The sequence below is a fragment of the Niveibacterium terrae genome (genome assembly GCF_048213115.1).
GTDB classification, from domain to species: domain Bacteria; phylum Pseudomonadota; class Gammaproteobacteria; order Burkholderiales; family Rhodocyclaceae; genus Niveibacterium; species Niveibacterium terrae.
This window is the reverse complement of record NZ_CP172404.1, coordinates 849,866-863,046: the sequence shown is the minus strand read 5'-3', so window position 1 is coordinate 863,046 and position 13,181 is coordinate 849,866. Positions and strand designations below refer to the sequence as shown.

The window sequence follows — 13,181 nt, the reverse complement described above, 5'->3', positions numbered from 1 at the left end:
CTGCGCGGCTACTGCCACAAAAAGCGCTCAAGCCGGACCGCCTCTTGGCCACGCTCGTACAGCGATGCGACAATGGCGCTTTGCGCACTCGGCAGGCTCCTCCCATGGACATCACGCACTACATGCAAACCTTGGGCCGCAACGCCCGAATCGCCTCGCGGGCGATGGCCGCGAGCTCGACCGCTGCCAAGGATCAGGCTTTGCGCAATATCGCTGCACTGATCCGCAGCAAGGAGGCGGATCTGCTCGCCGCCAATGCTCGTGACCTGGCCCAGGCCCGGGAGGAAGGACTGGAGCCGGCGATGATCGACAGGCTGACGCTGAGTGCAAAAACCGTCGAAGCGATGGCCGCCGGTCTCGAACAGATCGCCAGCCTTCCCGATCCGGTCGGCGAGATCACCGGACTCAAGCGCCGGCCCAGCGGCATCTCGGTCGGCAAGATGCGCGTTCCGCTCGGCGTGATCGGCATCATCTACGAAGCCCGCCCCAACGTCACCGCCGATGCGGCCGGTCTGTGCCTGAAGAGCGGCAATGCTGCAATCCTGCGCGGCGGCCGCGAGGCCTTGCACTGCAACCAGGCGATCGCTGCCTGCGTCCGCGAAGGACTTGTCGCGGCAGGCCTGCCCGAGCAGGCGATCCAGGTCGTCGAAACGACCGACCGGGCCGCAGTCGGCGCACTGATCACGATGCCGGAATTCGTCGACGTGATCGTGCCGCGCGGCGGCAAGAGCCTGATTGCGCGGATCACCGAGGATGCGCGGGTGCCGGTCATCAAGCACCTGGACGGCAATTGCCACGTCTATGTCGATGACAGCGCCGATCCCGAAAAGGCGCTGCGCATCGCCGACAATGCGAAGACCCAGCGCTATGGCACCTGCAATACGACCGAAACCCTGCTCGTCGCGCAAAGCGTCGCCCGCGAATTCCTGCCGGCGATCGGAAGAATCTATGCGGACAAAGGCGTCGAAATGCGCGGTTGCGAGAAGAGCTGCGCAATCCTCGCGGCCGCGAAGATTGCGGTGAGCGCCGCAACGACTGAAGACTACGCGACCGAATTCCTCGCCCCGATCATCGCGATCCGTGTCGTCGCCGGACTCGACGAGGCGATCGCCCATATCGACGAATATTCGTCGCGCCACACCGAAGCGATCATCACCGAGAACCATTCCCGGGCGATGCGCTTCCTGCGCGAAGTCGATTCGAGCTCGGTGATGATCAATGCCTCGACCCGCTTTGCAGACGGTTTTGAATACGGCCTGGGCGCTGAAATCGGCATTTCGACCGACAAGCTCCACGCCCGCGGGCCAGTCGGCCTCGAAGGCCTGACCAGCGAGAAATGGGTCGTCTTTGGCAACGGCGAAGTGCGCAGCTGATCGCCAAAGCAGGTTTTCCGGACATGAACGCGCCTTCGGCTACGCGCCGGAACCTGCCTCCGGATATCGCCCGCGCGCTCGACGAATTCTGCGATTCGATCTGGCTGGCCGACGGGCTTGCCCGCAATACATTGGCCGGATACCGCAGCGATCTGGCCGGATTTGCGCTCTGGCTCGATCAGCGGGGAATCGGCCTCAATGAAGCGGCAGAGGCAGACATCCAGGGCTATCTGCGCGAATTCTCGCCGCACGCCAAACTGACCAGCCAGCGCCGCCTGCTCGCCGCGCTGCGCCGCTATTACCGCCAGCAGATCGTCGAGGCGCGCATCGCGCGCGACCCGACCCGCGCGATCGCATCTCCGGCGCGCGCCGAACGCCACCCCAGAACCTTGTCCGAAGCCCAGGTCGAAGCCCTTCTCGGTGCGCCGGATATTGCAACGCCGCTGGGCCTCAGGGATCGCGCGATGCTCGAGACGCTTTACGCCTGCGGTCTGCGCGTCAGCGAACTGGTCGGACTGCGAATGACCGATATCGATACCCGGGGCGGAGTCGTGCGCACTTTCGGCAAGGGCAGCAAGGAACGCATCGTTCCGCTGGGCGAATTGGCCGTCGAATGGATTGTCCGCTATACGGAAGAAGCGCGCCCCGCGCTGCTCGCCGGGCACAGCAGCGAAGCGCTTTTCGTGACCGCACGGGCCGGGGCGATGACGCGGCAACGCTTCTGGCGCCTGATAAAGAACCACGCGTTGAGCTGTTCAATTGCCAGCGAGTGGATTTCTCCGCACACGCTGCGCCATGCCTTTGCGACGCATCTGCTCAATCACGGAGCCGATCTGCGGGTCGTGCAAATGCTGCTGGGTCACGCTGACATAACGACAACCCAGGTCTATACGCACATTGCGCGCGAACGACTCAAACAACTCCATGCGCAACATCATCCACGGGCATGAACAATTTTTATCCAAATTGCCCTTTCGCTTTCCGAATTATTGGGCGAGAATCAATGCGTTGCATTCCAATAACATCACTGAGCTGGATCGACTCCGGTGCGGCTCAACAAGGGGAAAGAAAAACTCATGGAACCGAGCAAATTTAGCGCCGCCGAACTGAGCAAGCTGAGCCTCGCCGATCTGAATCGTCTTGCCAAGCGCGTTGAAGCCGAGACCGCTCGTCGCGCCACGTCGACCAAGAAAGACGTGATGCGTGAAGTTCAAAAGCTCGCCGCCAAGGCCGGCATTGCGATCGAAGAACTGTTCGGCGCCCCGGTCAAGGCCGCTCCCGCCGCCAAGGGCCGCCCGGGCCGCAAGGCTGGCGCCAAGAAGGCGGGCGGCCGCAAGACCGTCGGCGAAGCCAAGTACAAAAACCCGGCCGATCAAAGCCAGACGTGGACCGGCCGCGGCCGCAAGCCGCAATGGGTCCAGGACTGGCTCGCCCAGGGCAAGCCGCTGGCCGAGCTCGAAATCAAGGCCTGAGGCCTTTGGCATCCGGCTCGCGCCGGATGCTGATCACAAACGCGGCGGGGAGATTCCTTCCCGGCCGCGTTCGATCAATACCCCGACCCGCTTCACGCCCCGCATCACCCCCATCTTGGCAATCGACACTCGAACCCAGGGGGATGCGAATTCGGAAATGAGCAGTTCGGCGATGGACTCGCCCAGCGTTTCCAGCAGCATGAAATGCCGCTCCGTCAGCAGTTGGCGGATTCGCTCGACGACCTTGTCGTAGTCAATCGTGTCCGCGATATCGTCATGCGCTCCGGCGCCGTCCGGCACGCCAATGTTCAGCTCGATTTCGAGCGGCTGCAAAGTCCTGAGCTCACGCTGATAAATCCCGATCGAGGCCTCGACCTGCAGCCCTTCGACAAAAATGAAATCCATTTCCACTCCTCTCTCAAACTGAACCGATGCTCACCAGTGCCGCCCTCTTTTTCGCTGCCTATCTGGCCGGATCCCTTCCCTTCGCGGTGATCGTCAGCCGGATCCTGGGCCTCGCCGATCCGCGCGCTTACGGCTCAGGCAATCCCGGCGCGACCAACGTGCTGCGCAGCGGCAACCGCAAGGCCGCGATCCTGACTCTGCTCGGCGATGCACTCAAGGGCTCGCTGGTCGTGATCCTCGCCCGAATCCTCGCCCCGCAGCTGGGCATTCCGGCGACCGCGATCGCAATGGCCGGGCTTTTCGCCTTCCTCGGTCACGTCTTTTCGATCTTCCTGCGCTTTTCGGGCGGCAAGGGCGTCGCGACCGCAGCCGGGGTGCTGCTGGCGATGAGCCCGCTCGCCGGAGCTCTGGTTCTGGCGATCTGGCTGCTCGTCGCGCTGACGACGCGCTATTCGTCGGCCGCGGCGCTCGCCGCCGCCCTCGCTGCACCGCTGGTCACCGCCTGGCTGGTTCCGGATCCCGGCTGGATAGGCGCGGTCTGCGCGATGGCTGCGATCCTGCTCTGGCGCCACACGACCAATATCAAACGCCTGTTCAGCGGCCAGGAGAGCCGGATCGGCAGCCGCTCGAAGTGATCAAACCACGGGGCGGGCGAGTTCAGCCAGAGGCCAGCGCGGCTTCACGGTGAATGCGCCGTCCCTGTGCCCCTTCTCGCCGGCCGCGAAGCGCAGGCCGGCCGCGAGTGAAATCATCGCGCCGTTGTCCGAGCAGAATTCGAGCTCCGGGTAGTGCACCCGCACCCCTGCACGGTGCGCGACCAGATTGAGCCGTTCGCGCAGCCGCCGGTTCGCGCCGACCCCGCCGGCGACCACCAGAGTCTTCAGCGCGCACTGACGCAGCGCGGCCATCGCCTTGCTGACCAGCACATCGCTGACGGCCTCCTGAAACTCGGCCGCCAGATCGGCACGCGATGCCTCCGTCCAGCCCGGCGCCTTCGTCGCGGTCAATACCGCAGTCTTCAGCCCCGAGAAGCTGAACTGCAGGTCGTGCGAGTGCAGCATCGGCCGGGGCAGCTTGAACACGCCAGCCTGGCCGCCCTCGGCCAGTGCGGCCAGGGCCGGACCGCCCGGATAGTCGAGGCCGATCAGCTTCGCGGTCTTGTCGAAAGCCTCGCCGGCCGCATCGTCGACGGTCTCGCCGAGCAGCTCATACGCCCCGACTCCGGTGACGCGCATCAGCTGCGTATGCCCGCCCGAGACCAGCAGCGCAACGAACGGGAAGCGCGGCGGATCGGCCGAGAGCAGCGGCGAAAGCAGATGACCTTCGAGGTGATGGACGGGCAGGGCCGGAATGCCCAGGCCGTGCGCGTACGCCTCGGCGAAGGCCGCCCCGACCAGCAGGGCTCCAGCGAGCCCCGGACCGGCTGTATAGCCGACCCCGTCCAGATCGGCGGGCGCGACACCGGCCGCCGCCAGGCACTCCCTGAGCAGCGGGATCAGTTTGCGCACATGGTCGCGCGAGGCAAGCTCGGGCACCACGCCGCCGTACTGGGCGTGCAGCGCGATCTGCGAGTACAGGCGATGAGCGAGCAGGCCGCGGCTCGTGTCGTAGAGCCCGACCCCCGTCTCGTCGCAGGAAGATTCGATACCGAGAATTAGCATGGGAAGCGGAGTTTATCGCGAATCGGCGCTTCGCCCCGGGCGGCGCAGGCGCACCGACGCCGCGCGTGCATGGGCTTGGCTTTTTTAAACAAGGCTGTTATAGTGCCCGGCTTCGCTGCAAAGCTAATAGTCCGAACATTAGAGGTTTTGAGAATGCCGGGTATCCGTCTTAAGGAAAACGAACCGTTTGAAGTCGCGATCCGTCGCTTCAAGCGCACCATCGAAAAGACCGGTGTGATCACCGAGCTTCGTTCGCGCGAATTCTACGAAAAGCCGACGGCTGAGCGTAAGCGCAAGAAGGCAGCCGCCGTCAAGCGTCTGCACAAGCGTCTGCGCAGCCAACAGCTGCCGCCGAAGCTCTACTGATCGCTGACGCCGGTCATCCGGCGTCTCGCATCGGCATAACAGCACGGAACCCGCCTTGCGGCGCGTTCCGTTTTGTTATTTCTGCACTTCGAACATCCAGCGAGGTTCTATGTCCTTGAAAGACCAGATCACCGAAGACATGAAGGCCGCAATGCGCGCCAAGGATTCCGCCCGTCTGGGCGCCCTGCGCCTGCTGCTGGCCGCGATCAAACAGATCGAAGTCGACCAGCGCATCGTCCTTGACGACGCCGCGATCCAGGCAGTCATCGAAAAGCAGGTCAAACAGCGCCGCGACTCGGTCAGCCAGTACGCGAGCGCCGGCCGCGAGGATCTCGCCTCCGCCGAACGCTTCGAGATCGAAGTGCTGTCCGCCTACATGCCCGAACAGATGAGCGCGGAAGAGATCGACGCCGCGATCGACGACGCCTGCGCAGAGACGGGCGCCAGCGGCCCGGCCGCGATGGGCAAACTGATGGGTCTGCTCAAGGGAAGGCTCGCCGGAAAAGCGGACATGGCGCAGGTTTCGGCCCGGCTGAAAACGAAGCTCGCAAGCTGATCCGTCTCTTGCAGGCAGCCCGCTCCGGCCTCCCTATAATGTTCAGGGTGAGCGCTCTCCCCCGCCCTCTCAAAGACAGGCCATGATTCCGAAGTCCTTCATCGAGGATCTGATCGCGCGCGTCGATATCGTCGAGCTGATTCAGCGTTATGTCCCGCTGAAGAAGGCCGGCGCCAACTACGCCGCCTGCTGCCCCTTCCACAACGAGAAATCGCCGTCCTTCACGGTCAGCCCGAACAAGCAGTTCTATCACTGCTTTGGTTGCGGCGCGCACGGGACCGCGATCAGCTTTTTGATGGAATACGCGGGTCTGGGCTTCGTCGACGCGGTCAAGGATCTCGCTCAGCAGATGGGCCTCGAAGTGCCGGACGACGGAGCGGTCACGCTCGACGCGCCGGCGCGCGAGAGTCAGCGTTCGCTGCTCGAGGTGATGAAGACGGCGATGAATTTCTACCGCCGGGAGCTCAAAACGAGTCCGCGCGCGATCGGCTACCTGAAAAAGCGCGGTCTGAGCGGCGAGATCGCGGCCCGCTTCGGAATCGGCTACGCCCCCGACGGCTGGCAGGCTCTGCAGGCGGTCTTTCCCAAATACGACGAGCCGGCGCTGGCCGAAGCCGGGATGGTGATCAGCAACGAAGCGGGGCGGCGCTACGACCGCTTCCGCGACCGGATCATGTTCCCGATCCTCGACGGCAAGGGCAATGTGATCGCGTTCGGCGGGCGCATTCTCGATGCGGGCGAACCGAAGTACCTGAACTCGCCCGAGACGCCACTGTTCGAAAAGGGGCGCGAACTCTACGGTCTGCCCCAGGCGAGAGTCGCGATCCGCGAAACGGGAACGGTCATCGTCGTCGAAGGCTATATGGACGTCGTCGCACTGGCCCAGTTCGGCGTCGGCAACGCGGTCGCGACGCTGGGCACGGCCACAACACCCACTCACGTCCAGAAGCTGCTGCGCCAGGCCGACCACCTGGTGTTCTGCTTCGACGGCGACAAGGCCGGGCGCAAGGCGGCTCGCCGCGCGCTCGAAGCGAGCCTGCCGCAGCTGGCCGACGACAAGCTGGTCAGCTTCCTGTTCCTGCCCGAAGAGCACGACCCCGACTCCTTTGTCCGGGCCAACGGCGCCCAGGCGTTTCAGGACGCAGCAAAAAACGCGACGCCGCTGGGGCGCTTCCTGCTCGACACGCTCGCCGAAGACTGCGACCTGGCGACCGCGGAAGGTCGGGCCAAGATGGTCTTCGTCGCGAAGGAGATGATTCCGAAGATCAGCGCTCCGGTGCTGCGGCTGCAGCTGATCCGCGAACTCGCCTTCGCGGCCCAGCTGAGCCCCGAGGAAGTGACGAGCGCGCTGGGTCTCGCCCAGGCGGAGCGCAGCAAAAAGACTTACACGCGTAGCGAAGGCCGGGGGAAATTCCGCGCCCCGCTGCAGCCGCGCGCCCGCGTCACGCCGCTCGAATCGAAGCTGCTGCGCGCGCTGCTCTCCCGCCCCGAACTGGGCGAGCGCCTGCCCCTGGGCCTGATCGAGCAGCTGCCCGACACCCCCGAACGCGGCGCCCTGGTCGCGATCGTCGACGCCGGAGAGGACGGAAGCCTGCTTGGCGCCCCGCTCGGCGCCTGGATCGAACACTTTCGCGGCACTCCGCACGAAACCTCGCTGGCGCTGGCGATGCGTTCGATCGAGGAAGGCCTGATCGCCGACGAAAGCGTCGAAGCCTACCTCGTTGATGCGCTGCACGAGCTCGAACTCGCCCACGTCGTCGCCGAAATCACCCGACTGAGCGCACAGCCGGATCAACTGCTACAACAGGAAGGCAAACAGCGACTGACCGAACTGTTCGCCCGGCGCAAAGCGCTTTCCGAAACAAAAACAGCGGCTTAGATCTGGACAGATCGCCCCCTAAAACGTTAAAATTCGCGGTTTTCGCGACACCCCCGAGGATTCCATGGCCGTCAAAAAAGATGCCAAAGATGCACGCAAGGACACGCCCAAGAGCAAGTCCGCCAAGGCCAAGGAAAAAGACGCCCTCCTCGCCCTGCAGGCAGAACAGCCCGCTGATGCCGAAGCGCGTCGCACCCGTCTGAAGACGCTGATCGCACTGGGCAAGGAAAGAGGCTACCTGACCTACGCCGAGGTCAATGACCACCTGCCCGACGACATGGTCGATGCCGAACAGATCGAATCGATCATCTCGACCTTCGGCGACATGGGCATCAAGGTCTATGACGAAGCGCCCGCCGCGGAAGAGCTGCTGATCTCCGACAACGTGCCCCAGGCCGTCGACGACGAAGCCGCCCAGGAAGAGGCCGAACAGGCGCTCTCCTCGGTCGATTCCGACTTCGGCCGCACAACCGACCCGGTCCGCATGTACATGCGCGAGATGGGCACCGTCGAACTGCTGACCCGCGAAGGCGAAATCGAAATTGCCAAGCGCATCGAGGATGGCCTCAAGCACATGGTGCTGGCCATCTCCGCCTGCCCGACGACGATCGCCGACATCATCGCGACGGCCGACAAGGTCGACCGTGAAGAGATGCGGATCGACGAACTCGTCGATGGCCTGATCGACCCCAACGCTCCGGAAGAGTCGGCGCAGCAGGCCGACAGCGACGAAGTCGAGCTCGACGACACCGAGGACGACGATGAAGAGGAAGACGACGGCGGCGCCGCCAAGCTGAGCGCGTCTCAGCTGCAGCTCAAGGCCGATGCGAAGATCCGCTTCGACGTAATCCGCGACCTCTACGAGAAGATGATGGCCTCGCTGTCGAAGAAGGGCGCCGAGGACAAGAACTACCTGAAGATCCAGGGCCAGATCAGCGCCGAGCTGATGAACATCCGCTTCACCGCGCGTTCGATCGAAAGGCTCTGCGACACGGTCCGCCACATGGTCGAGAACGTCCGCAAGCACGAGCGCAAGGTGCTCGATCTGTGCGTCGAACGCTCGGGCATGCCGCGCCTGCACTTCATCAAGGTCTTCCCCGGCAACGAGACCAACATGGACTGGCTCAAGGGCGAGATCGGCTCGGGCGCCAACTATGCGTCCACGCTGATCCGGATGCAACCGGCCATCCTCGAAGAACAGCAGAAGCTGCTCGAACTCCAGGAACACATCGGCATCCCGCTCAAAGACCTCAAGGACATCAACAAGCAGATGTCCACCGGTGAAGCGAAGATGCGCCGCGCCAAGCGCGAGATGACCGAAGCGAACCTGCGTCTGGTCATCTCGATCGCGAAGAAGTACACGAACCGCGGCCTGCAGTTCCTCGACCTGATTCAGGAAGGCAACATCGGCCTGATGAAGGCGGTGGACAAGTTCGAATACCGCCGCGGCTACAAGTTCTCGACCTATGCGACCTGGTGGATCCGTCAGGCCATCACGCGCTCGATCGCCGACCAGGCCCGCACGATCCGCATCCCGGTGCACATGATCGAGACGATCAACAAGATGAACCGGATCTCGCGCCAGATCCTGCAGGAGACCGGCCTCGAACCGGATCCGGCGACACTGGCCAAGAAGATGGAGATGCCCGAGGAGAAGATCCGCAAGATCATGAAGATCTCCAAGGAGCCGATCTCGATGGAGACGCCGATCGGCGACGACGACGACTCCCATCTGGGCGATTTCATCGAGGACACCGCGACCGTGGCTCCGGCCGACGCCGCCGAGTACTCGGGCCTGCGCAACGCAACGAAGGACGTGCTCGACAGTCTGACGCCGCGCGAAGCGAAGGTTCTGCGGATGCGCTTCGGCATCGAGATGAACACCGACCACACGCTCGAAGAGGTCGGCAAGCAGTTCGACGTGACCCGCGAGCGCATCCGCCAAATCGAGGCGAAGGCGCTGCGCAAGCTGCGTCACCCGTCCCGTTCGGATAAACTGCGCAGCTTCCTCGACGGCGAGGGCTGATCTTCACCGCGGATCGTCCTTGTGACGGTCCGTCCGGGCCTCTAGCTCATGCCTGGTTAGAGCAGCGGACTCATAATCCGTTGGTGCCGAGTTCGACTCTCGGGGGGCCCACCAATTTATCAAGCACTTAGCCCGATCCTACGATTGGGCTAAGTGCTTTTTTGCTTTGCATGTAAGCCTTTTGTAGCTGGTTTCGATCAACACTGTCCGCGCCGATCTTAGTCTGAGCCGCAGTGCCGACTGGAAAGTGAGCTGGGGGCTGGTGCTGATCGGGGACCGATCAGCCGGGGTTGAGTTTAGGGTTTTCCAAACGCATTCCGATCATTTTCGAGGCTTCTTGCTCGAAGTGCGTCGTGCGCGCGTTTATGCTGGCTCGGTCCGGGTGGAACAAATTTGCACCACTTGCGGCACCGGATCTGGCTCTGGTTGTGATCGTCGTTCCTGCTCACGCGCCTTGATCCGTCAGCGCGCTTCCGCGTGGCTGTGTCGGTAGCGCAGGGATTCGTTTCCGGTTTCCACGATGTGGCAGTGGTGGGTGAGTCGGTCCAGTAGCGCGGTGGTCATCTTGGCGTCGACAAACACGCCGGACCATTCGGCGAAGTCCAGGTTAGTGGTGATGACCACGCTGGAGTGTTCGTACAGGCGCGAGAGCAGGTGAAAGAGCAGCGCGCCGCCGGCCTGGCTGAAGGGCAGGTAACCGAGTTCATCGAAGATGACCAGATCCATCCGCTGCAGGCTTGCCGCGATGCGCCCGGCCTTGCCTTGCTGCTTTTCCTGTTCGAGCGCATTGACCAGATCGATGGTGGAGTAAAAGCGTGCCCACTTGCCGCGTTGTGCAATGCCCGCCACGCCAAGCGCGATCGCCAGATGCGTCTTGCCCGTTCCGGTTCCTCCGACTGACACGACGTTGTGCGCCAGCGCCGTGAAGTCGAGCGTCGCCAACTGTTCAATGAGCTTGCGATCGACCGGATAGAGGTCAGAGTCAAAACCGGCCAGATCACGGTGAATCGGAAACTTGGCCATATGCATCGGGTGGCTGATTGAGCGCGTGCCGCGGTCGATGACTTCCGCCTGCAGCAGGTGTTCGAGCAGCCAGCGTGAGGACTCTGCCTCGCTGCGGCCCGGTTCATTGAGATCCTGCCAGGCTTGCGCCATGCCATGCAGGCGCAGTTGTTTGAGCTCGCAGATGATGTCACGCATGGTCGCGCACCTCGCCCGCATCAACCTGAGCATTGGGGTGCAAGGGTCGCAAGCTGTCGTAGCGGGCGGTATCGGCGAGCACCGGCGTGCTCACCTGCAAAGGTGTGCTGACAGCCGGCGGTGCCGCCGCAGCGGCTCAGGCATGTCGTTGAAGGGCGCGCCGTTGCGCAGAGCCCCCGGTTCGCGTGCGATCAGCGGGATGTAATGCTGCCAGTCATAGCGCGTTTGTCCCCTGGCGCTGAGTCGTTCATGCGTGGCGATCGGCGCCATGTCGGCGATCACCACGACACGGGACGGATACAGTCGGGTGCTCACCATCTGCCCGGCCCACTCGCAGGGAACCGAATAGCGGTTGCTGGCGACCGCCACCAGGCAGGTGCTGGAGACGCGCGCAGGCTTTTCGACATAAGCATCGAAAGCGCTGGGCATCGGCATCAAATGCTCACGTTCGAGTTCGAGCATCTCGGCAATGCAAAACTCCTTGTGTTCGGGGTGTCGCAGTTCCTGCCAGAGCGCCTGACAGCGCACCGCGAGCCAGGCGTTGAGTTCGGCGAAGGAGGCAAAGCGTTGCGCGCTCGCCTCGTTCCAGATCCGCCGCCGGCTGTCTTGCACATTCTTCGACCACGCCCTTTTCCCAGCCGGCAGCGACGTTGCAGAAGTCCAAGTAGTACGCGCACATCACACCAAAGCGGGCATTGACCACCCTGGCTTTGCCCTTGGCGACCTTGTCGACGGCGGTCTTCATGTTGTCGTAGATACCGCGGCGTGCAACGCCGCCTAGCGCGGCAAAGCTGCGTGTGTGTGCATCGAACAGCATCTCATGGCCCTGACTGGGGTAAGCCACCAGCCAGAAGGCGCGGCTCGCGCACAGCTTCATGTGCGCCGCCTACACCCGGTAGTAGATGCCGCCAACCACCAAACCTTTTTCGCTCCAGTCAAACTGGAACGCTTCGCCAAACGCGAACGACAACGGCACGAAGGCTTGGTGCGTACAGCCCGCGCCTTCGTTCTGGCGCCAGGCCCGCACAAAATCGGTGACCCGTGAGTAGCCGCCCTCGTAACCGGCTTCGCGTAAGGCAGCAAAGAGCGCTTTGGCGGTGCGCCGTTCTCGTTTGGAACGGCGGGCGTCGGCACGCAGCCAGCCGGTGAGCTGATCGGCATACGGTGTCAGCTTGATCGGGCCGGGCTTTCGACAGTACGCCGGTTCGCGTTCAACCGGCGCCTTGAGCCACTTGTCGATCGTGTTACGCGACAGGCTCGTGAGTCGCGAAATCTCCCGAACCGACTTCTTTTCGCGGAAATACATCCGCCGGATCTTGCCAGTCATGGCCATGGTGACCACTCCTGGTCTCCTGCTCAAAATCCGAGCAGGTTAGGTTGAACACCCGGCTCACTTTTCAGTCGGCTCAATCCATTTTGCTGGCGGTCATTTCGGTCGGCGTCAACATGCTTGCTGTGCTTCTGCGCCCGTTACGTTCAACTCAGGGCTTCACCTCGACCGTACGGTCGATCAGTGCTGACCATGCGCCAATCGAGAAAAAGTGGCTGTAAATCAGCGGCAACCAGCCCTTGCGTCGCCACTCCAGGAATGCTGCGTCGGGCAGATTGTCGAAGCGCTGGCGGTCGATCACCTTGAAGCCCGACAAGCTCATGCGTTGGCCGTCGTTGAGGGTCACGTCGGCGCGGTGTTCGATCAGCAAATCCGCCTGCGCAAGCGTGCGCCCCAGTTCAGCGGCCAACAGATGCTGGGCATGGTAGTCACTGCAAAACGCAAGGACGCCCCGCGTCAGGGCGCCCGGCTCGCCGCTGGCGTCGAAAAGGGGATTCTCTGGCCCTTCCTTGAATGCCTCAGCCGCTTCGTCCACACACAGCGTCAGCTCGGTACGCGAGTCGTTCTCAAAGAAAATGAACGGATAGCGCCTGACATACGCCGGTATGTATGTCCCTGCACGCCAACGGCCATCGCAGTCGACAAACAGGTTCTTCTGATGCTGCAGGCCAAGGATGGCTACGGGGTGCGGGGTCGCCTCGTCACTGAAAACGACCGGGTAGTGGCGCGCGGCCAGTGGCATTTCTTCGGCGACAAGCGGCACCGCGTTGGTATCGGCAGCGAAACGATAGTTGGGCGGCACCTGCAGCGAGTGCTTGCCGTGGGTGAGCGGTGTAAGCACTCGCGGGGATTTGTAGAACAAGGGAAGAGTCCGTTCGGTCATCAGTTCATCCTGCAATGAGCGGTTTAGCTT

Annotated in this window: 12 protein-coding genes, 1 tRNA gene and 1 pseudogene; 9 read left to right on the top strand and 5 right to left on the bottom strand. The window is 63.1% G+C overall.

The window, feature by feature from the left end; all coding sequences use genetic code 11:
* Nucleotides 1–104 precede the first annotated feature (104 nt).
* The 3 genes from ACHFB9_RS03960 (at nucleotide 105) to ACHFB9_RS03950 (ending at nucleotide 2,845) form a co-directional block, all read left to right on the top strand.
* Nucleotides 105–1,373 carry a glutamate-5-semialdehyde dehydrogenase gene (locus tag ACHFB9_RS03960; protein WP_417069680.1) on the top strand — a complete coding sequence of 423 codons (1,269 nt, stop codon included), beginning with the start codon at nucleotides 105–107 and terminating at the stop codon, nucleotides 1,371–1,373.
* Nucleotides 1,374–1,396: 23 nt separating this feature from the next.
* On the top strand, nucleotides 1,397–2,323 hold the full coding sequence (gene xerD, locus ACHFB9_RS03955; protein WP_417069679.1) for a site-specific tyrosine recombinase XerD: 927 nt from the start codon (nucleotides 1,397–1,399) through the stop codon (nucleotides 2,321–2,323).
* A 96-nt stretch (nucleotides 2,324–2,419) separates the two neighbouring features.
* Nucleotides 2,420–2,845 (top strand): H-NS family nucleoid-associated regulatory protein, encoded by a 426-nt coding sequence (locus ACHFB9_RS03950; RefSeq protein WP_417069678.1) that lies wholly within the window; start codon nucleotides 2,420–2,422, stop codon nucleotides 2,843–2,845.
* A gap of 33 nt (nucleotides 2,846–2,878) precedes the next feature.
* Here ACHFB9_RS03950 and ACHFB9_RS03945 read toward each other — a convergent pair whose 3' ends face one another.
* Nucleotides 2,879–3,250: a dihydroneopterin aldolase gene (locus tag ACHFB9_RS03945; RefSeq protein WP_417069677.1), complete on the bottom strand. Its 372-nt coding sequence runs from the start codon at nucleotides 3,248–3,250 to the stop codon at nucleotides 2,879–2,881.
* 26 nt (nucleotides 3,251–3,276) lie between these two features.
* Between ACHFB9_RS03945 and plsY the strand changes: the two genes are divergently transcribed.
* On the top strand, nucleotides 3,277–3,885 hold the full coding sequence (gene plsY, locus ACHFB9_RS03940; RefSeq protein WP_417069676.1) for a glycerol-3-phosphate 1-O-acyltransferase PlsY: 609 nt from the start codon (nucleotides 3,277–3,279) through the stop codon (nucleotides 3,883–3,885).
* Here the strand turns inward: plsY and tsaD are convergent, their stop codons facing one another.
* Entirely contained in the window at nucleotides 3,886–4,911 is a 1,026-nt protein-coding gene (gene tsaD, locus ACHFB9_RS03935; protein ID WP_417069675.1) for a tRNA (adenosine(37)-N6)-threonylcarbamoyltransferase complex transferase subunit TsaD, read from the bottom strand.
* A 153-nt stretch (nucleotides 4,912–5,064) separates the two neighbouring features.
* Between tsaD and rpsU the strand changes: the two genes are divergently transcribed.
* The 5 genes from rpsU (at nucleotide 5,065) to ACHFB9_RS03910 (ending at nucleotide 9,852) form a co-directional block, all read left to right on the top strand.
* The gene (gene rpsU, locus ACHFB9_RS03930) at nucleotides 5,065–5,277 is read left to right on the top strand and encodes a 30S ribosomal protein S21 (RefSeq protein WP_417069674.1); all 213 of its coding nucleotides are present in this window, start codon (nucleotides 5,065–5,067) and stop codon (nucleotides 5,275–5,277) included.
* A gap of 109 nt (nucleotides 5,278–5,386) precedes the next feature.
* Nucleotides 5,387–5,833 carry a GatB/YqeY domain-containing protein gene (locus tag ACHFB9_RS03925; RefSeq protein ID WP_417069673.1) on the top strand — a complete coding sequence of 149 codons (447 nt, stop codon included), beginning with the start codon at nucleotides 5,387–5,389 and terminating at the stop codon, nucleotides 5,831–5,833.
* Nucleotides 5,834–5,915: 82 nt separating this feature from the next.
* Nucleotides 5,916–7,712: a DNA primase gene (gene dnaG, locus ACHFB9_RS03920; RefSeq protein WP_417069672.1), complete on the top strand. Its 1,797-nt coding sequence runs from the start codon at nucleotides 5,916–5,918 to the stop codon at nucleotides 7,710–7,712.
* Between the two features lie 64 nt (nucleotides 7,713–7,776).
* Complete coding sequence (rpoD, locus tag ACHFB9_RS03915; protein WP_417069671.1) at nucleotides 7,777–9,738, top strand: RNA polymerase sigma factor RpoD; 1,962 nt, start codon at nucleotides 7,777–7,779, stop codon at nucleotides 9,736–9,738.
* A 35-nt stretch (nucleotides 9,739–9,773) separates the two neighbouring features.
* Nucleotides 9,774–9,852: transfer RNA gene (locus ACHFB9_RS03910), tRNA-Ile, on the top strand.
* 348 nt (nucleotides 9,853–10,200) lie between these two features.
* Here ACHFB9_RS03910 and istB read toward each other — a convergent pair.
* From istB to ACHFB9_RS03895, 3 genes and pseudogenes are all read right to left on the bottom strand, one after another.
* Entirely contained in the window at nucleotides 10,201–10,938 is a 738-nt protein-coding gene (gene istB, locus ACHFB9_RS03905) for an IS21-like element helper ATPase IstB (protein ID WP_417069670.1), read from the bottom strand.
* Nucleotides 10,939–11,052: 114 nt separating this feature from the next.
* Nucleotides 11,053–12,271 (bottom strand): annotated as a pseudogene (istA, locus tag ACHFB9_RS03900) (IS21 family transposase); the annotation flags it as partial.
* Nucleotides 12,272–12,419: 148 nt separating this feature from the next.
* Nucleotides 12,420–13,151 (bottom strand): SapC family protein, encoded by a 732-nt coding sequence (locus tag ACHFB9_RS03895; RefSeq protein ID WP_417069669.1) that lies wholly within the window; start codon nucleotides 13,149–13,151, stop codon nucleotides 12,420–12,422.
* Nucleotides 13,152–13,181 lie beyond the last annotated feature (30 nt).

Coding starts and splice junctions, on each gene's coding strand:
- ACHFB9_RS03960 (WP_417069680.1), top strand. CDS start 105: ATGGACATCACGCACTACATGCAAACCTTGGGCCGCAACGCCCGAATC.
- xerD (WP_417069679.1), top strand. CDS start 1,397: ATGAACGCGCCTTCGGCTACGCGCCGGAACCTGCCTCCGGATATCGCC.
- ACHFB9_RS03945 (WP_417069677.1), bottom strand. CDS start 3,250: ATGGATTTCATTTTTGTCGAAGGGCTGCAGGTCGAGGCCTCGATCGGG.
- plsY (WP_417069676.1), top strand. CDS start 3,277: ATGCTCACCAGTGCCGCCCTCTTTTTCGCTGCCTATCTGGCCGGATCC.
- tsaD (WP_417069675.1), bottom strand. CDS start 4,911: ATGCTAATTCTCGGTATCGAATCTTCCTGCGACGAGACGGGGGTCGGG.
- rpsU (WP_417069674.1), top strand. CDS start 5,065: ATGCCGGGTATCCGTCTTAAGGAAAACGAACCGTTTGAAGTCGCGATC.
- ACHFB9_RS03925 (WP_417069673.1), top strand. CDS start 5,387: ATGTCCTTGAAAGACCAGATCACCGAAGACATGAAGGCCGCAATGCGC.
- dnaG (WP_417069672.1), top strand. CDS start 5,916: ATGATTCCGAAGTCCTTCATCGAGGATCTGATCGCGCGCGTCGATATC.
- rpoD (WP_417069671.1), top strand. CDS start 7,777: ATGGCCGTCAAAAAAGATGCCAAAGATGCACGCAAGGACACGCCCAAG.
- istB (WP_417069670.1), bottom strand. CDS start 10,938: ATGCGTGACATCATCTGCGAGCTCAAACAACTGCGCCTGCATGGCATG.
- ACHFB9_RS03895 (WP_417069669.1), bottom strand. CDS start 13,151: ATGACCGAACGGACTCTTCCCTTGTTCTACAAATCCCCGCGAGTGCTT.